The sequence below is a fragment of the Chitinophaga sp. 10T418 genome, assembly GCF_056394125.1.
In genome coordinates this window covers 31,134-57,617 of the sequence record NZ_JBFTHG010000020.1, presented here as the reverse complement: position 1 = coordinate 57,617, position 26,484 = coordinate 31,134, and the positions used below count along the sequence as shown (strand labels likewise).

The 26,484-nt window shown below is 49.3% G+C and carries 1 protein-coding gene; it reads right to left on the bottom strand.

Annotated elements, in window-relative coordinates; genetic code table 11:
• Positions 1-5: 5 nt before the first annotated feature.
• Positions 6-26,108, bottom strand: a complete 26,103-nt coding sequence (locus AC1DCV_RS33805) for a DUF8202 domain-containing protein (RefSeq protein WP_477027317.1) — start codon at positions 26,106-26,108, stop codon at positions 6-8.
• Positions 26,109-26,484 lie beyond the last annotated feature (376 nt).

Below are 26,484 nucleotides of genomic sequence, written 5' to 3'. Positions count from 1 at the left end.
GTCTTTTACCGTATTATTGTTACCCAACCTTTATACTTCCTGATACCATCCGGCTTCTTCACTTCCAGTATATAGTAGTAGGTGCTTTCATTCAGGTTAGAACCGTCCCAGTTGTTGCGGTAATCCTTAGACTGGTACACCTGTCCGCCCCAACGATTGAAGATATATATCGCTGAACCTGGGTATTTTTCCAGTCCGCCGATGATGAACCTTTCGTTCTTACCATCACCATTCGGTGTGATCACATTCGGGAAAGACAAGTCTGATCCTTCAATTCCTACCGTGGAAACCCCTACGTTATTGGTACTGTCCGCGTCCGGCATGTTTGTGCTGTAGGCGCTCGCTTCGTTGATCAGCTGTCCGCCTTCTATCACACGGGCTGTCAGCGTCATTTGTACTGTAGCGCCAACTGCCAGGTCACCGATGTTCCATTCCACCAGTTTGGTGGCTGCGGTTACCACTACCTCTCCTTTTTCTGCAGACGTATGGGTAGGCACATCCAGTTGTACCGGCAGGCGGTCTTCTGCTTTTACACTGGTCACTGGTATGTTACCCACATTCTTTACAGTGATACGGTAGGTAAGGCTCTGACCCATGCGGTAAGGACCTGTTACCGGCGCAACGATCTCTTTGGTAACAACCAGGTCACCGGCCAGTTTATCCGTATCCGTTATAGTTACCGTGGCATCGCTGACAGCGCCTGTTGTAAAGGTGTAGCTGGCAGATTTTCCACCGGTAAGCAGGAACACCACTGTTTCCGGAGATTCTACTTCGTTGTCGTCCAGCACACTCACGGGAACGGTTACACTGCTGGCGCCTGCCGGGATCGTGATAGTGCCGGTAATGGCCCTGTAATCCGCATCCGGTGTGGCCGTGCCACCTATCATGTATTGTATGGTGATCGGTTCTGCGGTGCGTTTGCCACTGGCCAGACTGATCGTGAACTCACCATTGATACCCGGTTCAGTAGCATCTGGTTTGCTGGCGGTAACCAGCAGCTTCAGGTTAGTATTATCGTCATCTGCAATGTTTACAGTGGCGGTGTTATTAGTACCTACTGTGTAATTCATAGCGGCGGACTTGCCTCCTGTCACCGTGAGCACCACTGTTTCTGCCGGTTCTATCAGATCATCGTCTGTTACGTTTACTGGTATCATTACACTACGCTGACCTGCAGGGATCACCGCGGTGCCGGTGAGGGTTGCATAGTCGGTGCCTGCAGTAGCAGTGCCTGCTACGGTATAAGTGACCGTGATGTCTGCGGCAGGTATTTTACCGCTGGCAAGACTAATAGTGAATTCCCCTGGAGTGGATGGTTCTGCCGCATTTGGTTTGGTAGCGCTCACCATCAGATCCAGGTCTTTGTCGTCATCATCTGCTATCGTCACAGTAGCAGTATTGCTGCTGCCTGGAGTGAACACGAGCCCTGTTGCTGTACCACCGGTTCCTGTGATGATCACGGTTTCGTTTCCTTCGATCAGCTGATCATCGGTTACGACTACGGGAACGGTTACACTATTCTGACCCGCAGGAATCACTACAGTGCCTGTGAGGGCCGTATAGTCAGTACCGGCGATCGCCGTACCTGCTACGGTATATTTAGCGGTGATGTCCACTGCCGCGGTAACACCGGTTGGCAAGCTGATAGTGAAGCTGCCATTGGTAGCAGGTTCTGCACCGTCGGCATTTTTGGTAACGTTCAGTACCAGGTTGCTTTCATCATCAGTGATATTCACTGTAGCCGTATTGCTGGCGGTGAACGTGAAGTTGGTGGAGCTGGCGCCGTTCAGTGTCAGGATCACCGTTTCCGTACCTTCTATCACCTTGTCATCCATTACTGTTACCGGTATATTGACGCTGTTCTGTCCCGCCGGGATAGTGACAGTACCGGTGAGGGCAGTATAATCTGCATTCGCGGTAGCAGTACCTGCTATAGTATAGTTCATCGTGATAGCTTCAGAGGAAGTGATACCGGCAGGGAGACTTATTTTAAATCCACCATTGGTAGCCGGTTCTGCGCCATCAACATCTTTGGTGGCAGTCAGCACCAGTTTAGCCGGTGTAATGCTTTCATCATCCGTAATATTTACGGTAGCATTGCCATTACCGGTGAAGGTGAAGTTGGCAGAAGTACCGCCGTTAAGGGTAGCTATTACTGTCTCTGTTACTTCTATTATCTGGTCATCTGTTACTACTACGGGAACGGATACACTGTTTTGTCCCGCAGGTATTACTACAGTACCTGTGAGGGTAGTATAATCTGCACCAGCGGTGGCGGTGCCCGTTACGGTATAGTTCACCGTGATAGCTTCAGATGAAGTAATGCCCGCAGGCAGACTTACCTTAAAGTTACCGTTGGTAGCAGGTTCTGCGCCGTCCGTATCTTTAGTGATGGTCAGTGCCATACTCGCCGGTGTGATACTTTCATCATCGGTGATATTTACCGTCGCATTACCGTTTCCGGTGAAAGTGAAGCCGGTGGAAGTACCGCCGTTAAGCGTCATGATCACGGTTTCCGTGACTTCAATTACCTGGTCATCTTTTACGGTTACGGGAACGGCTACACTATTTTGTCCTGCCGGGATGGTGATCGTTCCTGTAATGGCATTATAATCAGTACCACTGGTAGCAGTACCTGCTATCGTGTAGTTTACGGTGATGTCTTCGGAAGAAGCGATGCCTGAAGGCAGGCTGATTTTAAACGCACCGTTAGTGCCTGGCTCAGCTGCATCTGTTGTTTTCACCACAGTCAGTGTCCGGTTTGCAGGTGTATCCTCATCATCCGTAATATTCACGGTAGCATTGCCAGTACCGGTGAAGATGAAGCTGGTGGAAGTTCCGCCGTTCAGTGTCATGATCACGGTTTCTGTATGCTCAATCAGCTGATCGTCCATTACGGTTACCGGTACATTCACGCTGTTCTGACCTGCCGGGATAATAATCGATCCGGTGATAGCGGTGTAGTCTGTACCCGCCGTGGCGGTACCACCAATCGTATAATTAACAGTGATATCTTCGGAAGAAACAATGCCAGCAGGCAGACTAACTTTAAATTCGCCGTTGGTGCCTGGCTCTGCGGCATCTGTAATTTTAGTCACCGTCAACACCCTGTTGGCAGGATCGCCATCATTGTCAGTGATGTTCACGGTAGCACTGCCAGTACCGGTGAAAGTGAAGCTGGTAGACGTTCCTCCGTTCAATGTCATGATCACCGTTTCTGTGTTCTCAATTAACTGATCATCTATTACGGTTACTGGTACGCTCACGCTGTTCTGACCAGCAGGAATGATAATTGTTCCTGTAATCGCTGTATAATCTGTACCACTGGTAGCAGTACCACTGATCGTATAGTTAACCGTAACATCTTCAGATGAAGCGATACCTGTTGGCAGACTGATCTTAAATCCGCCGTTGGTAGCAGGTTCTGATGCATCTGCTGTTTTAGTGACGGTCAGTACACGGTTAGTCGCTGTGTTTTCGTCATCTGTAATATTCACAGTAGCGTTACCGGTGCCGGTGAATGTAAAGCTGGTGGAGTTACCACCATTCAGCGTCATGATCACCGTTTCTGTATTTTCAATCAACTGGTCATCGATTACGGCTACCAGTATGTTCACACTATTCTGACCGGCAGGGATCGTGATGCTACCTGTGATGGCGGTATAGTCTGTGCCACTCGTGGCCGTACCGGCGATGGTGTAGTTTACGGTGATAGCTTCAGAAGAAGCGATACCTGCCGGCAGACTGATCTTAAAGCTGCCATTGGTAGCCGGTTCTGATGCATCTGTTACTTTGGTCACCGTAAGTACGCGGTTAGCCGCTGTGTTCTCATCATCTGTAATATTCACAGTAGCATTACCAGTACCGGTGAAAGTAAAGCTGGCAGATGTTCCGCCGTTCAGCGTCATGATCACCGTTTCCGTGTTCTCTATCAGCTGATCGTCTTTTACGGTTACCGGTATGCTCACGCTATTCTGACCAGCAGGGATGGTGATCGCTGCTGTAATGGCAGCATAGTCTGTGCCACTGGTAGCGGTGCCACCTATGGTATAGTTGACGGTAATATTTTCTGATGAAACAATGCCAGTCGGGAGACTGATAGTGAAGCTGCCATTAGTAGCTGGTTCTGCAGCATCTGTTGTTTTCACAACGCTGAGTCTTCTGTTAGCCGCAGTATTTTCATCATCCACGATGTTCACGGTAGCGGTGGTGCCGCCGGTGAAGGTGAAACTGGTCGATGTACCACCTGTAATCGTCATCCCTACTGTTTCGGTATTCTCCAGGATCTGGTCATTGATCACAGGTACCGGTACAGTAACACTGCGCTGACCAGCAGGAATCACTACAGTGCCGCTCAGGGCGGTATAGTCTGATCCGCTGGTGGCGGTGCCACCAATGGTATAGGTCACCGTGATAGCTTCTGATGAAGCAACACCTGCAGGCAGACTGATGGTGAACTCACCATTTGTGCCTGGTTCTGCGGCATTTTTTGTGGCGGTTACGGCGAGTATACGGTTAGCTGCAATGTCGTCGTCATCCAGTATGTTGACGGTGGCGCTGCCGTTGCCGGTGAAACTAAAGCTGGTAGAGGATCCACCGCTCAGTGTCATCACCACAGTTTCTGTATTTTCTATCAGCTTGTCATCGATCACCGGTACCTGGATAGTAACGCTGTTCTGACCGGCAGGTATCACTGCTGAAGTACTGAGCGCAGTGTAATCAACACCTGCTGTGGCTGTGCCTCCGATAGTATAGTTGACGGTCACATTTTCAGCGGCGGTAATACCGGCTGGCAAACTAATGGTAAATGTACCAGCGGTAGACGGTTCTGCTGCATCAGCAGTTTTTGCCACGCTGAGTATCCGGTTAGCCGCTACGTTATCATTATCAACAATATTCACGGTAGCATTACCCGTGCCGGTGAAAGTGAAGCTGGTAGACGTACCGCCGTTCAGCGTCAGGATCACGGTTTCTGTATTCTCAATCACCTTATCGTCTGTTACGGTAACTGGAACGACTACACTATTCTGACCAGCCGGTATGGTAATCACCCCGGTGAGCGCCGTATAGTCTGTGCCGGCAGTAGCCGTACCCGCTATGGTGTAGTTAACTGTAATATCTTCAGAAGAAGTAAATCCTGCTGGCAAACCAATATTAAAGCTGCCATTAGTAGCTGGTTCTGCGCCATCGCTGATGTTGGTTACTGATAATACGCGGTTAGCAGCTGTGTTATCGTTATCTGCAATATTTACGGTAGCATTACCGCTGGTACTGCTGGCTGCGAATACAAAGCTGGTAGACGTTCCGCCTGTCAGCGTCATGATCACGCTTTCGGTGCCTTCGATGATCTGGTCATCTGTTACAGTTACCGGTACAGCAACGCTGTTCTGACCAGCAGGTATTACTACGGAGCCAGAGAGGTTGGTATAATCGGTACCATTCACGGCGGTACCAGCAATGGTATAATTCACGGTGATATTTTCTGCAGCGGTTATACCGGCAGGCAGACTTACATTGAAGTTGCCGTTGGTACCTGGTTCTGCACCATCTGCTGTTCTGCTTACCAACAGCACACGGTTTGCAGGAATATCATCGTCATCATTAATATTCACGGTAGCATTACCATTGGTAGTGCTGGCAGTGAAGTTGAAATTGGTAGAAGTACCACCGGTAAGTGTTAAGATCACGGTCTCTTTGCTTTCAATGATCTGATCATTGATCACACTCACTGGCACGCCTGCACTATTTTGTCCGGCAGGGATCACTACGGTGCCGCTGAGGGCATTATAGTCGGTTCCGCTAGTGGCAGTACCGGCTACGGTATAATTCACGGTAATATCTTCGGCCGAGGTTACTCCGCCAGGCAGGCTGATAGTAAAGCTGCCGTTGGTAGATGGTTCTGCCGCATCGCCTGCATTGTTTACACTCAGCACCCGGTTGGCAACAGTGTTATCGTCATCTGCGATATTCACCGTAGCATTTCCACTGGTACTGCTTGCCACGAGCGTAAAGCTGGTGGATGTAGCCCCCGTGGCCGTTAATATTACTGTTTCTGTATTTTCTATAATCTGATCGTTGATCACGTTTACGGTTACCGGTACATTATTCTGACCGGCAGGGATCACCACCGTTCCGCTAAGGGCGGTGTAATCAATACCACCGGTAGCAGTACCTCCTATGGTGTAATGAACGGTGAGGTCTTCCGCAGCGGTGTATCCGGCAGGCAAACCAACCGTAAAATTGCCGTTGGTAGCTGGTTCCGCACCGTTTACAGGATTGGTGACATTGATCACCAGGTTAGCCGGGATGTTATCATCATCTGTAATATTCACGGTAGCATTACCACTGGTAGTGCTGGCAGTGAAGGTGAAGCTGGTGCTTGCGCCACTTGTGAGCCGGAGGATCACCGTTTCGGTGGTTTCAATTACCTGGTCGTTGATCACGGGCACGGTTACGGTTACACTATTCTGACCGGCAGGAATTACTACGCTGCCACTCAACGCGGTATAATCTGTTGCACTGGTAGCAGTACCACTGGTAGTGTAATTCACGGTGATGTTTTCAGCTGCCGTGATACCTGCAGGTAAACTGATAGTGAAGACACCATTCGTTCCTGGTTCTGCGGCATCAGTGGTTTTCACTACACTCAGCACACGGTTAGCCGCCACGTCATCATTGTCCGCGATATTCACAGTGGCGTTGCCGGTACCGGTAAATGTAAAGCTGGTGGAGCTACCGCCGGTAAGGGTCATGATCACCGTTTCGGTGCTTTCAATCAGCTGATCATCCAGCACAGGTACGGATACGGCTACACTATTCTGACCAGCAGGGATCACTACTGTACCAGTAAGAGCAGTATAGTCTGTGCCGCTGGTGGCGGTACCTGCGGTTGTATAGGTGACGTTGATATCTTCTGCCGCAGTATATCCTGCCGGCAAACTGATATGGAAGGAACCGTTGGTAGCTGGTTCTGCGGCGTCTCCTGTTTTAGTCACACTCAGCACACGGTTAGCTACCACGTTATCATTGTCCGTGATATTCACAGTTGCGTTGGCGCTACCTGTGAAGGTAAAGCTGGCGGACGATCCACCGGCAAGGGTTGCAATCACGGTTTCTGTATTCTCTATAATCTGGTCGTCAGTTACTATAACGGGTACGGCTACACTATTCTGGCCCACTGGAATCATTACCGTACCGCTTAAGGCAACGTAATCTGTGCCCGCAATAGCGGTACCTGCTACCGTATAGTTCACTGTAATGTTTTCGGCTGCGGTAATGCCTGCAGGCAGACTTACGCTGAAAGAACCATCAGTGGAAGGTTCTGCCCCGTCCGCAGTTTTGGTAATATCCAACACCAGGTTAGCCGGATTGCTGGCCTCATCATCTGTAATATCTGCTGTTGCGCTGCCATTGGTACTGCTCGCGGCCAGGTTGAAGTTTGTACTGGTTCCCCCTGTCAATGTCACGATCACCGTTTCCGTGTTTTCAATGATCTTATCATCTTTTACTACTACTGGCAGGCTTACGCTGTTCTGACCGGCAGGCAGCACAATGGAGTTACCGATAGCACCGTAATCAGTGCCACTGGTGGCTGTACCGGCTACAGTATAGTTCACCGTAATATCCTGAGATGCGGTGTATCCTGCAGGCAAACTGATACTGAATGCTGCATTAGTAGATGGTTCTGCCCCATCGGTGGTTTTGGTGATGTTCAACACTAGCGCAACAGGCGAATTATCGTCGTCTTCAATATCCAGGGAAGCATTACCATTTGTAGTGCTGGCGGTGAAGGTAAAGTTGGCGCTGGCGCCACTGTTCAGCCTCATGATCACGGTTTCTGTACCTTCTATGATCTGGTCATTGGTAACAGTTACCGGTACCACCACACTGTTCTGGTTGGCAGGAATCACTACTGTGCCGGCGAGGTTCGTATAGTCAGTACCGTTAATAGCAGTGCCTGTGATAGTATAGTTTACTGTTACATTTTCCGCTACGGTAATGCCTGTGGGCAAACTGATCCTGAATTCACCGTTAGTAGATGGCTCTGCGGCATCAGCAGTCCTGATCACGCTTAACACCAGGTTGCCCGGTATGTTGTCGTCATCGGTAATATTCAGGGTAGCATTACCATTGGTAGTGCTGGCAGTATAAGTAAAGCTGCCGGAAGTACCACCGGTAATGTTCATGATCACCGTTTCGGTATTCTCAATAACCTGGTCGTCTGTTACATTCACTGGTACGGCTATACTATTTTGTCCGGCTGGGATAATCACCGTACCACTGAGGGGGGTATAGTCTGCGCCGGCAGTGGCGGTACCTGTAACGTTATAGTTCACCGTAACAGGTGCCGATGCTGTATAACCTGCTGGCAAACTGATACGGAACGAACCATTCGTACCTGGTTCGGCGGCGTCTTTTGTTTTGTTGACACTAAGCACAAGATTAGCAGCAATGCCGTCATCATCGGTAATATTTGCCGTAGCATTACCATTGGTGGCACTGGCAGTGAACACAAATGATGGAGAAGTCCCGCCGGTAACAGTGAGTGTCACTGTTTCGGTTCCCTCTATAATCTTATCATCTGTAACGATCAACGGCACGGGCACACTATTCTGACCGGCAGGTATTACAACGGAGCCGGAGAGTGTAGTGTAATCTGTTCCGTTAACGGCGGTACCCGTGATGGTATAATTCACGGTCACCGGCTGGGCTGATGTAACACCTGCCGGCAAACTGATGGTGAATGCTCCATTAGTACCTGGTTCAGCCGCATCTGTTGTTTTGGAGATGCTGATTACCTGGTTAGCAGCCGTGTTGTCGTTATCAGTGATGTTCACCGATGCAGTGTTGCTACCGCTTGCAGGCGTAAAGTTAAAGCTCGTGCTGGTGCCACCGGTAAGCGTAAGCGTTACCGTTTCTGTGCCTTCTATTATCTGATCATCGGTTACATCTACAGGGATCTTAACACTGGTCTGACCGGCTGGTATCTGTACTGTGCCGGACAGGCTGGTGTAATCGGTACCGGCAGTAGCGGTACCGCCTACGGTATAATTCACGGTAATGTTTTCTGATGCAGTATAACCTGCAGGCAGACTGATGGTAAATTCGCCATCGGTAGACGGCTCTGCACCATCAGCGCTATTGGTTACCAGCAATACATTGTTCGTGTTGTTATTGTCATCGTCAGCGATATTCACCGTTGCGTTATTGCCTGCTGCATCTGCAGTATAGGTAAATGAGTTACCATCTGTACCACCGGTGAGCGTTAATATGGCTGTTTCGGTGTTCTCAATAATCTTGTCATCTATAACAGACAGTGGTATAGTAACACTATTGGTATTGGCAGGCAGCGTAATGGTGCTGATAGCATAGTCGGTATTACGGACAGCGGTACCACTCATGTTATAGTTCAGCGTGATATTGGCCGCGGAAGTATAACCGGCAGGCAGGCTTATCGTATAGGCGCCGCCGGTAGATGGCTCTGCTGCGTCGGTGGTCTTCACCACTTTCAATACCTGGTTGGCAGCAATCGCATCATTATCCGCTATGTTCACCGTCACATCATCATTAGCCGGATCCGGCGGGAAGATAAAGGCGTTTCCTCCACCATCTGTAGCACTACCCGACAAAAGCGTAAATATCATGGTTTCAGTAGGCTCAATGATCTGGTCGTCCAATACATTGAGATCTACCGTTACACTGTTGGTATTAGCCGGGATCACAATGGTGCCCAGGGCCTGGTAGTCCACACCGGATACTGCGGTACCGGATATCTTATACCCTACCGTAACAGGCCATGCTGAGGTGGCAACACCTGCGAGTTTCACCGTAAAGGTGCCTTTGGTAGCCGGTTCTGCGGCATTGGTGCCGGCCATTACCTGTAACGGTGTGCTGCTGGCAGCATTGGCATCTATGATGTTCACTACCGCTCCATTACCTGAAGGGTCTATAGTGAACGGATAACTGCTGGAGGCTGCGCTGGTAAGGGTCAGTACCACCGTTTCTGGCCCCTCGATGATGCCATCGTTACCGGCGTCTACATCAATGAATACTTCATTGGCTCCCGCCGGTATAACGATCTTACCAGCAGACAGTCCCAGCAAATTATAGTCAGTTATATTAGTAGCTGTTCCTGCAAGGGTAAAGCTAATTACTACATCTTCAGAACTGGTAATACCAGGCGCCAGGGCTATTCTGTACTGACCTTTAGTACTGCCTTCTATGGCATCAGATACTTTGGTGAGCAGCACAACATTGCTGTTGCCTGCATGATCATTGTCGGTGATAGTAACGGTAGCAGTACCTCCCCCACTTGCAGCGGTGTAAGTGAACTGCGCATCGTTGCCACCGGTAATATTCAGGATCACCGTTTCATCAGGCTCTATCACTGTATTGTCTATCACGTTCACGGGAACGGATACACTATTTTGGCCGGCAGGTATAGTGATGATGCCGGTAATAGGCTGGTAATCTGTGCCCGGGGTGGCAGTGCCACCGGCCACAGTATAAGCTACCTGTATATCCCTGGCAGCTGTAATTCCTGCCGGGAGACTTATACTAAAGCTGCCATTGGTAGCTGGTTCTGCTGCATCAGCAGTTTTGGTAACAGCGAGTACCTGGTTGGCAGCCGTATTATCATCGTCTGTTATATTCACAACAGCATTGCCATTGGTAGCGCTGGCAGTATATGCAAAACTGCTGCTGGCTCCACTGCTGATCGTAAGGTTCACTGTTTCGGTACCTTCTATGATCTGGTCATTGATAACGTTAACGGGAACGGCTATACTATTCTGACCGGCAGGGATAGTAACAGTGCCGGTAAGGGCGGTATAATCAGTGCCACCTGTGGCTGTACCGCTGATAGTATAAGTGACATTGATATCTTCTGATGGCAGGATACCAGCAGGCAGACTGATAGTAAATCCGCCATTGGTACCTGGTTCTGCGGCGTTGCCGTTGTTGGCAACACTCAGTATACGATTAGCTGATGAGTTTTCATCATCGGTAATATTTACAGTGGCATTACCATTGGTAGCGCTGACAGTGTAGGTGAAGCCAGTGCTGGTACCACCTGTAAGGGTGAGTATCACGGTTTCGGTGTTCTCTACCAACTGGTCGTTGATCACATTCACCGGAACAGATACACTGTTTTGTCCCGCAGGCAGGGTTACCGTACCTGTTAATGCCGTGTAATCGGAACCACTTGTAGCGGTACCTGCTACGGTATAATTTACGCCAATCGGTGCTGCTGCGGTGTAACCGGCAGGCAGACTGATGATAAAGGCGCCATTGGTGCCTGGTTCTGCTGCATCGCCGCCGTTCACCACGCTCAGTACCTGGTTGGTGGCGATATTATCGTCGTCCAGGATATCAGCGGTGGCACTGCCGTTGGTAGTGCTGGCGGTGAAGTTGAAGCTGGTGCTGGCTCCGCCTGTAATAGTAGCAATCAGGGTTTCTGTGCCTTCAATGATCTTGTCATCTGAGATATCGGCAGCAACCAGCACGCTGTTCTGGCCCACCGGCAGGATGACGCTACCACTCAATGTAGTATAGTCGGTACCGTTAGTACCAGTACCCGTTACCGTATAGTTGATCGTTACCGGTTCTGATGATATTATTTGTGAAGGCAAACTGATACGGAAGCTGCCGTTGACAGATGGTTCTTCCAGGTCTGCTATTTTCTGAATGCTCAGTACACGATTGGCAGCAGTGTTGTCGTCATCTGCAATATTCATCGTTTCCTGGCCATTGGTTGGGCTGGCAGTGAAAGTGAGACTGCCGGAACTACCACCGGTAATAGTGACCACTACTGTTTCCTGGTTCTCAATGAATTTATCATCGATCACATTTACAGGCAGTGTAGTACCGTTTGCACCGGCAGGAATGGTAACCGTACCGCTGAGGTTAGCGTAATCCGTACCGGCAGTGGCGGTGCCACTCACGGTATAATTCACTGTTACAGGTCCGGCGATCGTTACGCCTGCAGGCAGGTTAATATTGAACACATTGTTTGTTGCCGGTTCAGTTGCATCACCGGCTTTGGTGATGCTGAGTACACGATTGGCCGTGTTATCATCGTTATCAAAAATATTTGCTGTAGCGCTGCCTTCAGCAGGATCGGGAGTAAAGATAAAGCCACCGGAAGACCCGCCGGTGATGGTAACTATCACTGTTTCTGTACCCTCTATGATCTGATCGTCCACCACGTTACCAACAACAGCTGCACCACTAGTTCCCGCTGCAATGGTGGCTACTCCGCTGAAATGTGTTGGATTTAAGCCGGTATAATCTGTACCTAATATGGCGGTACCCCCTACCGTATAATTAATTGTGATAGGCTGAGAACTGGTAACACCAGGAGCAAGAACAAAATTAAACCTGACAGAGTTTCCTCCTTCTGCCCCATCGCGTGCTACCTGTACTTTCACCATGAGATTGGCCGGCGTGTTATCATCATCTGCAATATCTACAGTAGCAGTTTTAGCTGTTGAGGATGCTGTGAAAACAAAGCTGCTGCTGGTTCCGCCGGTGATAGTCGTTATCACTGTTTCTGTTGGCTCAATGATCTTATCATCTATCACTGTAACAGGTACGGATACACTATTCTGACCAGCAGGTATTGTTACAGCGGCAAGGGTATTATAATCAACGCCGGCAGCAGCTGTTCCTGCTACGGTATAATTCACCGTAATAGGTTGAGAAGAAGTTATTCCCGTAGGAAGACTTACCGTAAAGCTGCCAGGTGTACCCGGTTCTGCCGCATTGCCGCTATTGCTGATGCTCAGCACGCGGTTGGCTGCGGTGTTATCATCATCTGTAATATCTGCAGAGGCGTTACCGTTTGTAGCGCTAACGGTGTAGCTGAAGTTAGTGGAAGTACCGCCGGTGAGCGTTAACACCACTGTTTCGGTGTTTTCGATCACCTGGTCGTTCGTCACATTTACAGGCAATGCAATGCTATTCTGGCCTGCCGGGATAGTGGCGGTACCACTTAATGACGTATAGTCGGTGCCGTTGGTTGCCGTACCAGCTATGCTGTAATTCACAGTAATATCTTCTGAAGGTAAAACACCTGCAGGTAAACTGATCTTGAACGCGGCATTGGTAGCCGGTTCTGCACCATCGATGGTTTTAGTGATACTCAGTACACGATTGGCTGCGGTGTTATCATCATCCGCAATATTCACTGTAGCATTACCATTGGCAGGGCTGGCAGTGAAGGCAAAACTGGTGCTGGTGCCGCCGGTGAGCGTCATAGTTACCGTTTCGGTATTCTCCATCAACTGATCATCAATAACAGTTACGGGCAACGTTACACTGTCCTGGCCGGTGGGTAATACCACTGTACCTGTAAGCGTAGTATAGTCGGTACCGTTAGTAGCGGTTCCACTGATGGTATAAGTTAGAGTAATAGGTTCTGAAGAAGTGATACCTGTGGGCAGTCCGATTTTAAACGCACCATTGGTGGTGGGCTCGGAAGCATCCCCCGCATTGCGGACACCTAATACGCGGTTAACGGCGGTATTGTCATCATCGGTAATGTTGACCGTGGCGCTGCCATCAGTACTGCTGACAGTAAAGTTAAAGCTGGTGCTGGTACCGCCCGTCACCGTTGCTATCACAGTTTCTGTGTTCTCTATGATCTTGTCGTCGGCAACGGTGATCGGTAAAGACACACTATTCTGTCCTGCAGCCAGCAGCACAGATGTCCCCAGAGCAGTGTAATCTGTACCACTGCTGGCAGTACCTGTCGGTGTATAGGTGATGGTTATGTCCTCTGATGCAGTGATGCCAGCAGGCAGGCTGATAGTGAACGCTCCGTTGGTAGCCGGTTCTGCTGCATCCGTAGTTTTAACGATGCTCAGTATGCGGTTGGCAGCGATGTTATCATTATCTGTTATATCAATGGAAGCGCTGCCGTTGGTAGTGCTGGCAGTATAGGTAAAGCCGGCGCCGGTGCCGCCGGTAAGCGTTACCAGCACGGTTTCTGTATTTTCAATTATCTGATCATCTTTAACACTAACGGGCAGGGGCACACTATTTTGCCCGGCTGGTATAGTTACAGTGCCTGTAAGTGCRGTATAATCGGACCCACCTGTGGCTGTACCGCCGATGTTGTAGCTGACGGTAATGTCTGCAGAAGGAATAATACCTACCGGCAAACTGATCGTAAAGCCGCCATTACCAGCAGGTTCTGAGGCATCGGCAGTTTTGGCGATACTGAGTACCATGTTGGCCGGTGTATTTTCATCATCTATTACATTCACCGTTGCGTTACCGGCAGAAGTACTTGGTGTAAGGTTAAAATTGGTGGAGGTTCCCCCGGTTACTGTCAGCAATACCGTTTCCGCATTTTCCACAAGCTGGTCATCAACTACTATAACTGGTACGGCTACACCGTTCTGACCTGCGGGGATGATGACTGATCCGCTCAACGCGCCATAATCAGCACCCGGCGTGGCTGTACCGCCAATGCTATAGCTCACGGTAATATCTTCCGAGGCGGTAACACCCACTGGCAGATTCACGTTGAAGGCTCCGTTGGTAGCAGGCTCCCTGGCATCGCTACTCCAGGTTACGCCTACGGTTGTCTTAGCAGGATTATTACTGTCATTATCGTTAATGTTAAGAGAAGCAACCGACTGTGTACCGCTGATATTATAAGTGCTGCCGCTGGTAGCGCCGGTGGCGGCATTCAGGGTAACCGTCACTCCTTCTGTTACTTCAAGAATGTTATCATCAGTAACTATTACGGGCAAGGTTACACTGTTACTTCCTGCAGGGAAGGTAATAGTGCCGTTCAGCGCCGTGTAGTCGGTGCCGTTAGTAGCGGAACCTGTTACGGTATAGTTCACGGTGATATCTTCCTTGGCCATTACGGATGCGGGCAAGCTGATACTAAAGGAACCATTCTGTGTACCTTCTGTACCGTCCTGCACTTTGTTGATGGCCAGCACCTCCTTGACAGCAGTTAAACCGCCAAAGGTGGAGAAGTTTTGAATACCGCTGAATTCAACGTAATCTACGCCATCCTGCTGACCGGTGGCTGACGGAGAAATCTCCGTCATATTTGCCAGTCCTTCTGGTGCCAGGTCGCCCAGTGTGGTGGTAATATCGCCTGAATGTTTAAACCATGCCCAGCGTTGTGTGCCGGTTACGCCGCGGGTGCCGGAAAGCATATTTTCAGCATTCGTTCTTTCCGCAGGGTTCCAGAAGAGACGAAGCGTAATGCCGCCGTTCTGAGTCAGGTTAGCACCTGTGTAGGCAATATGTACCAGTCTGCGCATCAACTGCGTACCATAATCGGTACCATTGTTTTTACCCAGTGCTGCATTCATGTCCCTGTTCACATCCACCACAGCAGACAACTTGGTTACATCCATGGTGTTGCCGTTCAGGGCAATGGAGGCTATAAATTTGTTTGGATCAGAAGGATCAATGAAATAAAGTGTACCGTTATCGATACAGGTAGATGCCACTGTTCTCACGGTAGCATCAGGTACCAGGTTAGCCGTACGCTGGAGGTGACTGGTAACGAGTGTAAACACAACACCGTCTTTCAGTGCACCGAGGTTATCAAAGCTTACAATACCGCCGTTAAAACCGGTGGCAGGTATCTCAGTAACCGTACCCGTTGCGAAGTTACCATCACCATCTTCATCGATCATCATGGTGAAGTCCTTAGCTGCTGTTCCTTTTACAGTAATACTGTTCAGGTCAAACTGCAGGCTGAGGGGCTGCGTACTGATATCGTAGTTGCTAAACTGCGTTTTCCACTCCTGCGTGAGGCGTTCCGGGATACAGCTGCCCACTGGCAGATCTGTACCGGTTACGGTGAGTGCCGCGCTGTTGCTGCCGAACAGGAGGTAACTTTTATCCGTACCAAAAGTATTGGTGTTATCGGCATTGGTGGCAGCAATGGAACGAAGGCCGGCTGTGAGGATGGATCCTGTATGCACGCTACGGGATTGTTTTTGTACAAGCCCTTCTGCGTCATCACGACCAATACCAAAGATGTTGTTTTTATAAGTGTTGTTGGCAGTAGCATTCCAGATCACCGAACCATTGGTGGCCAGGTAATCCTGCGCGGTTGATTGATCGAGTGTAATACCGTATTTAATACCGAGGTATGATTCTACCTGTTGGGCCTGTGTGAGTGTGAGCGCTGATTTATATACGATCACTTCGGGGATCTTACCATTAAAGATCCGGTTGTCGAGTGAGGCGGCATCCGTAGTACGTCCGCCTACTTCAAAGAAGCCACCATCCACCTGCGTTCCAAGGATACCGCCGATCGGGCCTTGTTTACCATTCAGCCAGGTGCTTCCACCCTGCGTATTGTTTGCGCTGATATAAATACCCCTGGTGATGATAGGTCCTGCATAAGAAGGCGTGCTTTGAGCTGCGATAGCTCCGCTGCCATCCAGGCCCACAGCACCGGTGTTTGTATAAATTAATCCCCTGCCTGATCCGCCAGCTGTCGTCCAGTTACCGTTAGAGGCAAAGACACCTGCCAGGTTACCTGCAATAGCACCCTCCGGTTTATTGACGGAGAAGATAGACAGGTTAGCAGATGTATTCCAGTTGACACCAGCATCTCCTTTAAGGGATTGGCCTACAGCGCCGCTGAAATCAACTGCCGGGTTAAAGTTAATACCATCCGGTACCTGAACAATGGCAGCAGAAGCGGCAATGGCATCTGTATGGGAAACTGGTGCCGCACGCAGTTCAGTTGTCATGGAGCTTGCCTGGTTGAACCATTGTTCTACCTGGTTGCCGCCGTTCACCTGTACATCTGCATCTGCTTTTACCCACAGCTTTTCGCCCTGCACGCCACCCGGAGAGGTAACGAAGCTGGCAAAAGTGAAGTATTGGTTGTTAGTGAGATCTATATTAGTTGAATAGCTGGGCACACCGTTCACATCGGCCCGCGTCAATTGAATAAACTGATCACCACCGTCAAAAGTAGCGTCGCTGCTGATGACCAGGTAAGGTGTGGTGGAGCTTAACGGCAACTGATCTTTCGGGATGGAAATAGCCACCGTACCAACAACACCTGTTTCCTGCACTTTCCATACCCTCGCCATACGGGTGGTTACAGCAGGGTTGCCGGTAACAGCCGTGGTGAATAAAGTGCCGGCGCCATCATCGCCCCAAACCATATATGATTTATCGCTTGTAAATGTATTGGTATTGGCAATATTGCTTGCGGCAATACCGCCCAGGCCCACTATGGGCTGGAAGCCGGTGTTGATGTTGCGGCTCTGCTTCTGCGTAAGCCCTTCCACATCATCACGGCCTATCCCGGTAATATTATTTTTATAAGTGGCATTGGCAGCGGCATCCCATACTTTGGTGGTGCCGTCTGTAGCCAGGTAATCAGTAGCAGTGGTTTGATCTATCGTATAGCCGTACTTGATAGCCAGGTAAGTAGATACCCGTTGCAGCTCATTCGTAGATAACGCGGCCGGATATACGATAACTTCTCCCATAGCACCATTCCACGACTGCCCCTTATCCCACGGGGCGCTACCTATCTCAGCGCCGCCGGTGCCTGTATTCCATGCCTTTGCCATTGGCCCGCCCAACACCTTCATTTTACTGTACAGTGTGGCATTGCCGCCGTTGCCGGCCCATATGCCTGCCATTTCATTGAACACGCCTGTTTGCCAGTTACCCGCAGGACTTGTCACGTCATTGGCATAGCCAACAAAATCGGCGGTCCCGTTGCTGCCTATCACGGCGATACCATTACCCGTGCTGGTAGCTGCGGCGCCATATCCGAGAATGTATCCGTTACCAGCGATAGATGATAAGCTGCCGGCKCCGAAGAATGTTCTGGGGCTGGTGCCTGACGGCAACTTGGTGATATCCAGCTTCAGATAATCTGCTCCATCAAATTTCACTACCGGGTTAAAGTTGGCATTGTTGGTAATATTGTTGAGGTACAACGGTTGGCTCGCCGGCACAGCTGTTTGTACAGCATTGTTCAGCTCTGATGCGTAATCAGTCCAGCCGCTGATAGCCGTATTGTCTGTAGTGCTGGAAGTACCTGCATCCGCGCGCAGCCACAAACTGGTGCCCACTACACCACCAGGTGTTTTGATAGACGCACCATAGGTGAAGTATTGACCGTTTGTTAAATCCACGTTGGCGGCATATTGTTTTACACCGTTCAGCATCGTTGCTGTTACGGGAATAAACTGATCCGATCCATCGAAGGTGGCATCGTTACTGATGATGAGGTAGGTTTGCGCTGCATTGGGCAGTGCATTGTATGGCACGGCCACCTGCACGTTGCCGATGGTACCGGTTTCCTGTACTCTCCACACCCTTGCCATGCGATAGTTCGCTACAGGGTGACCAGTGAGCGGAGTTTTAAAGAGGCTGCTGCCTGCATTGTCACCCCATACCATATAGGATTTGTCCGCTGCAAATGCATTGGCATTTCCTGTATTTGTTTCTGCCAGGCTGTTAAGGCCGATAGCCAGTTGTAGGCCGTCGGCTGTATTGCGGGATTGTTTCTGGTTAAGATCTTCCGCATCGTCGCGGCCAATACCGGTGATATAGTTTTTATAAGCATTGTTTGTTGTGGCATCCCATATCGTGCTGCCATCGGTAGCCAGATAATTGCTGGCGCCATTGTTTAACGAAATACCGTATTTGATACCCATGTAGGTATTCACACGCTGCTGCTCATTTGATGTGAGTGCATTGGCATAAACGATCAGATCACCCATGCGGCCAGTGTAGGAATTGGTGTTGGAGCCTAACTGGAAAATGCTATTGTTACCGCTAAATGTACTGGTATTATTACCGTTGGCTACATTTAAGCCATTTCTGTAAATGGCCTGCTTGTTGGCAGCAAGACTAATATCATCAGTAGCAGTCCAGAGAATAACCTGGTTGCTGATATCTCCTGCGTTATAGGTAAGACGGTTACTGATATAAGGAGCATCCCAGTAAACAATATTATCACCCCAGGTGGCATGCAGCGTAAACTGGGTACCTGTGCCAGCTTGTTCCGTAAAAATAACGGTGTTAACAGGAGTCGTTTGACTGGCTGCAAAGAAGGCGTTAGCAGCAGTATAGTTGCCTGTCTTCAGGAACGAGTTACCTGTCATTGAATGAGGCGCACCATTAAACCTCACCACCGGGTTAAAGTTCATGTTGTTGGTGGCATTATTGAAATACAATGGTTGACTGGCCGGCGTAGCCTGTGACATATTATTCCCGTTAGGGCTATAGTCGTTCCAGCTGCTGATCCCAGTACTGTCTGCGTTAGCAGAAGTGCCCTGATCCGCGCGCAGCCACACCAGTTTACCACTGTTTACACCGCCAGGGTATTTTACCGCTGCGCCGAAGGTGAAATACACACCATCAGGCAGCAGGGCGGAGTTAAGCGTAATTGTTTTATCTGCATTCAGTGGCAGTTCCTGGTTGATCGTTGCAAAAGTAGGATCAGTGCTGATCAGCAGGTATACTTTTGTACCTGGCGCATCTGCTTTCAGTGTGACCGGCTGATCTGCCCAGTTGGTTTTATCTACTTTCCAGATGCGTGGCAGGCGGCGGGTAGCGTTTGTACCGCTTATAATATTTGCATAAGAAGCAGCGGACTGACCGTTGTCTCCAAAAACAAAGAAAGATTTATCGTTGGTAATGGTGTTAGCATTCTGTTCGTTGGTAATAGCAATACTGTTACCCAGGGAGATGGTTACAAAACCTGTGTCTACGCTGAGTGATTGTTTGGTGTTCAGTGCGGTACCGTTATCCCTACCTATCCCCGTGATGCGTGCCTTATAAACAGGATCGGCTGTCCAGTATTTCGAGCCATCGGTAGCCAGGTAATCAGTGGCGCCGTTGCCTATTGTAATACCATATTTAAGACCGAGGTAAGATTCTACTGACTGTCTTTCGGCATCTGATAAAACACGGTTGTAGGCGATCACTTCACTTATATTGCCCGTCCAGTAAAGCGCTCTGCTGGCCATCGTACGGGAGCCTATTGAAATAAAATTGGCGGTGAGTGGCGTTAAATTGATGGTACCCTGGTTATCCAGCGTATAATTTTCAAACACACGTACGCCGTTGGCTGTATTGTTTATCTGAGTGGCGCTGAAAATATAAGGCTTACCAAGCTGGATCGTGTTAACACCAGTTACCGCTACAACTGCTGTAGCATTCTCCAGGTACTGTAGTTTATTTCCGGCCACCATCCGGAATTCCATTCCATGAGATGAGCCTACTGCTCCACTACTAAAAATATCCCCCGAAGTACCACTTCCCACCGCAAAAACGGTAGACGTAGCCGGATCTATGCGTGTAGTAGTCATATCCAAAAAGTCGTCTGTACCATCGAACACAAGGCCGTAGTTGAAGTTGAGCGCCTTCGCATCCGTAATAGGCTGACTGCCCACAACACCTTGCAGCGCATTATTGCCATAGTTGCTATAGTCGCTCCACTGGCTACCACCAGACATACCATCATCTGCACGCAGCCAGAAACTGACACCATTTTTTACACCATTTGGACCAGTGATCATCCTGGCGAAAGTAAAGTAGGCCCCATCAGGCAGCAGGTTACTATTAATGGTAACGCTGCTGTCGGCATTCAATACATAAGCAGCATCACCTGCGCCAAAAGTATTGTCGGCGCTTACAAGCAGGTAAGTGCGTGCATTACCACCGGATACTCTGAAGGTAATATTCTGATCAGCCCAGTTGTTCTTCTGTGCTTTGAAAATGCGGGCCATGCGGGTATTCACATTCGTTACGCCGGTAACCGGTGTCAGGAAAGTGGTAGCGCCGCCATCATCACCGAAGGTGAAGAAAGACAGGTCGTTGGTAATAACAGTTGGATTGACTTTGTTGGAAGCTGTAACGGCGGCACCGGCGGCAATGGTAACCATACCGGTGTCTGCGCTGACAGATTGTTTCTGATACAGCATGCCTCTGTCATCACGACCTATACCAGTGATATGTTTGGCATAGCTACCGCCAACAGCTGCTTTCCACATGGTGGTGCTGCCATCGCTGGCGAGGTAATCTACCGGGGTGTCTATTCCCAAAGTAAGACCATAGCGTAGCGCCATGTAAGATTGTACCTGCCGGCGTTCTACAGCGCTCAGCTTACGGGAATATAAAATCACTTCGGAGATGTCGCCATTGAACACCGCGTTATGCCCGGCTCCTATATAATCCTTGCCGCCCGCGGGGGAAAGGAAGCTTACTGCATTCGGGTTGTTGGTCACCAATACCTTGCCGTCCATTCCTCCTGCCCAATCGTTGGTGGCGCTCCAGAGATTCACCATATGCGCATTGCGTACATTTACGGATGGCGGATAAAAGAAGCCCCTGCGTGCGGTGGCTGAACCAAAATAAGTATTGTGACTATTATTACTCCAGGTATATAGCGCCTGATTGCTGACATAGGTACCACCAAATTCAAATGGATAACTGATAACCGAAGCGGTGTTATCAACATTTGACGTTTGCACAGAGAATACTTCACCTGCGGTAAATGCATTCGCAAATTCAGCGGCTACAAAATAATTGGCGGCCCCGAAACCTATCCCCGGGTTGAAGTTGAAAGATCCTTCTTTCCACGGCATCACCGTTCCACTTGATGGGTTCCATACACGGCGGGATGCACTCAACTCTGTCCATTGTGTAGCATTGCTGCCACCTGCTACTCCACTATCTGCCCTGGCCCATACTTCCAGGCCTGCGGCCACACCTGCCGGTGCGGCTTGCGTATTACCGAAAGTGAAATAGGTCCCATCCGGCAACTGGTCGCTGTCGAGCGTTATACTTCCATTGGCATCCAGCACATATACTTTATCTCCTGCTCCGAAAGTATCATCATTACTTACCAGCAGGTAGTTGGTGTTGTTACCGTTCGTCAGCGATAAGCTGATGGGGCTCTTCGCCCAATTGGTACGATCTGTTTTATAGATCCGCGCCATGCGCAGCGTAATATTGCCCAGCCCTGTAACGGCCTGGCTATACGTAGCTGCCTGACCATTATCACTGAAGGTAAAGAACGAAAGGTCGTTGGCGACATTACTGGTATTGTCCACATTAGATGCAGCCAGGCTGCTGCCTGCACCAATAGTTACATTTGCACCGTCGAGTTGTGAACGACTTTGCTTCTGAAGCAAAGTACCATTATCATCTCTACCTAAACCGGTGATACGTTCACCATAACCTGTATTTTTAGAGGCGGTCCACATACGGGTGGTACCATTGCTGGCAACGTAATCGGTCAGCGCGCCGGCAGCAGTTTTTAAAGTGAGCCCGTATTTCAATGACAGGTAGCTGTTTACCTGCGCGCGCTCGGTAGCATTCAACTGCCGGTTGTAGAAGATCAACTCTGACATACGCCCATTGAAACTGGCAAAATGGCCTGCACCGATAGCAACATTCACCGCAGTTCCCCTGGAAAAGCTAACCGGGAAGGTAGTGCTGCTGCCGATTGTTTTGCCATCGAAGTTCAATGCCCAATTGCCTGGAGCACTCCAGTTATTCAGGATATGCGGCTGTTGTATATTAATACCTGTCAAAGCATAACCCGGCCTTGTGGTAATACCGAAATGCGTATAGTGGGAAYCGCTATACACATAAACGGGCTGGCCACCTGCCGCTGTTGGATCACCACCAAACTCAAACGGGAAGCTCAGTGTGGTAGACGTAGACGCAAGATTAGAGAGTTGCACAGAGAATATTTCTCCCGCCGTATAACTATCGGTAAACTTGGGTACGCTGAAATAATTATTCCCCAGGAAGTTGATGGCAGGGTTATAGTTAATACTGTTCTTCTGCCAGCTAAGCGGTGCATTGGCAATGGCTAATGGCCATTCTCTCTGCCCCGTCTGATCTTCCCATTTAGTAATATTACCATCCACCACGGTTGCACCGGCATCTGCTTTCACCCATGTCTGCAGATTAGTAGCTACTCCACCTGGGAATCGCTGTTGCTGGCCGAAGGTAAAGAAAGCACCGTTGGCCAGATCTGCGCTGGAAACGGTAACCGTTCCTGTGCTGCTGAGTTTCAGTTCGCGGGTAATAGTGCCGAAAGCGGCATCCGTGCTGATAAGCAAATAATTATTTTCGGTGCCGCCCGCGAGTTGCAGTGTTACCTGCTGACCATTATTCCACGAGGCAGTTCTCTGCACCCTCCAAACCCTGCCCATGCGCTGTGTGGCGTTGGTGCTGGTTACGGCTGTAAAGTAACTGGTGTTGTCGTTATTGTCGCTGAAAACCAGGAATGATTTGTCCTGTGCAAAAGCATTTGTATTGGCAGCATTGGACACAGCTATGGCATTTCCCAATGCAATGGTTACGATACCAGTGTCCTGACTCAATGATTGCTTCTGGTTCAACATGCTGCAATCATCACGGCCAATGCCCGTAATGCGGGTGCCATAGCCGGTATTGGAAGCCGCGGTCCATATTTGTATGGCGCCGTCACTCGTCACATAATCTGTTGCGCCTGCGTTGAGYGTAATACCGTATTTCAACGCCATGTATGATTCAATGCGTTGAACTTCTACAGGAGTAAGATCGCGGTTGTAGATGAACACCTCAGGGATGAATACTTTTGAATACTCTCCGAATGTGGCTCCGCCCACATCCAGCGTCCATACGCCGGCATCAGAAGCAGCCCCGTTTTTCACGAGTGCGCCATTACTTTTAAATTCATATGCACCGGTTGCCCCCCTTTCAAAGGAATAAAGCTTGCCTTTGGTGGTTATTGCGTTACCTGTGTTCAGCCAGCCTTCCACATACAGCCGGTTTTCCACCCCGGCGTGCCAGCCAAATAATTTATTGCCGGTAGAGCTGGTGAATACACGACTGGTTTGTGAACCTTCGAGCAAACCCATGCCCATGATAGAATATGCGCCGGTTACCCCTGCTGAAGCAGGCACAATGTGCGCATCGTTTCCATCATAATAAATAGCGGGATTAAAGTTCACCATACCCGTTGTATTATCAGGATCTCCTATCACAGTCATGTGGTTGGCATTACCGGATATGTCACCCCAGTTGGTGCCATTCACTGCCTGGTCTGCCCGATACCATGCCACAACACCGCTGTTCACACAAGCGGGTCCCTGGAAGGTCATAGGTATGCTGTTGCCAAATTCCGAGGTACCACAATTGTTGGCGGGTATACGAAGTGTGGCTGTCCAGAAACCCAGACCGGTGGCGCCGGGTCCTGCATTATAAGTGATCGTTTGTGTAGAAGTACCTGCGGCTACGCCTGTTAAGGTCGTAACATAATATTGCCCGCTCGTTTTGTTCGTAGCGGGATCATTGGCATAAATATCTACCGTGTATTGTGCACCGGCTGTTATGTTTGGTATCGTGAGCTGTAACTGGTACTGCCCCCCTCCCAGCGCGGTAGATGAAACCAATACCGGTGTGCGGCCGGCAGCCGCTGTATAAGTGCAATTACCGGCTGGCAACGCAATGCCCAAACCGGTATTATTATAAATGGAGTTGTTAGTGATGACTACCTTATTGGGCGATTCATTATAAACACCCGCCCCAACATTATCATGAACAACGCACCCCGTTACATCTGCATTCGTTACGCCTGCGCCTCCATAAAACCAAATACCGTGACTGGCACTATTAACTACTGTATCGCCTGTCAGGTCATAATCAGAAACGGCATTGGCGCCATTGAGCACAATGCCAGACCGCACACTGTTGCGGAAGGAAGAGTTGACAATATCTACATTACTGCGCGCAAAGTTCCCCCCGAATCCAATACCATCATTATTTTTAGTAAATGTAGAATTCGTTACCTGGAAGTTAGTCGCCGCTCCGCCGGAGACCACACCTCCAATGTCAAATTCGTCAAAAGTAACATTGTTGATGGTCACACCCGTTGCTGTACTCAGGAAATAGATCCCATAGTCCGAATCATCCGTATTACCGGGCTTGTCGCCATTCAGTACTGAATTACTGACATTAAGACCATTTACAGTATTTTCAAATCTTATAAAAGAACTGGTAGGGTAAAGCCCGGGCACACGACACTCCATCAGGGCATTACTGATCGTAATATTGCTGGCAGGGCTATTGAACCATACATCATAGATATCATTTTCATTTATACTGATAGAGTCCAGGGTGATACCGTTTGCAGTATTGTCGAAGCGGATAGCATAGTCACCGTCGTCATCTGTACCTATCACATTCATATCTACCGTGGTCCTGTTAATATCAAAATTGGTGGCAACATAATCGCAATAAATACCCAATGCCACCCCGCTCCACAAACTATCTATACTCACATTCCTGAATAACACATTATTGGCTGTTTCCACGGCGCCGGCAGTATTATCGAACATAACACCATTCTGGAAACCGCTGATATTACTATTGGTCAGTGCAAACCCGTTCACTGCTGCATCCCTGAACACAATACCTTCGGCGCCCCGCACATTACCCGCTGTGCTGAGCTGGATATTCTCCATCACCAGGTTCGTCTGCATCCCGCCTGTAAAATAAAAAGCGCGCCCGATGTATGGCGAGCCACTGCCGGCAGGCTCTACGTCTGTGGAATAAATATTTCTCACCGTCAGATCCGTAGATGCTCCCTGCACCCTCATAAATGCATTCAGGAAGTTACCGACTGTACTGAAAGACTTTATATTTTCAATGGTGATACCTTTCCTGTTCGGAAGAATGTCCACATCTATGTCCCCGTTATTCTGTATCGTAAAATTCCGGATGGTCACACTGTCCGCATCAATCACGAATGGATTGATAATGGAATTGGTACCGGTGGAATATAGCGTGATCCTGTTCTGCCCATCGATGGTCAGCTTCTTTGCCGTAATGGTGGGCATGGAAGCGGCCAGTGTAATCTGTCCGTGCACATTGAACACGATCGTGTGTGGCCCCGCGCCCGCTGAGTTTGCATCCAGTATTGCCTGTCTGAATGAGCCAGGCCCCGCATCATTGGTATTAGTGACAGGGAAACTGTTTGCCGTTGCGGCGACGGTCATCATCATGCCAAACAGTGCCAGCAAAAGACGTTTACAGCCTTTGTTGAAAAATCTCGAATCGCGATTCGTAACATTAAAGAGGGACATAATGCAATAAACTTTGGGTAATGAGGGGCCGGTCCGCTTCGTTGCACATAACGGATCGGGAAGATTCTTTAAGGAACCTTTGCATGCTCGTATACAGGATATGGTTGCTTGTTAAAATCTATAGACAACTCCTTTCAGCCGGTATCGGTCAGGCACAGGCAACATCACAGGTTTCATCGTTGATAGAATTGGTACCAGCTTAAATTTGTAAAGTCCGCGTGCTGCGGTGATTGGGTAAAGTTTACCATAGGAAAATGTTAAGATTACAAAAAAGGATACGGCATCATCAGTTGATCCTAAAAAAACCTCAAAATGTTCACATGACTCAATGGAACAAATCTACTTAGCGAAAGTAGATAAACTGATCTTGCGTCCT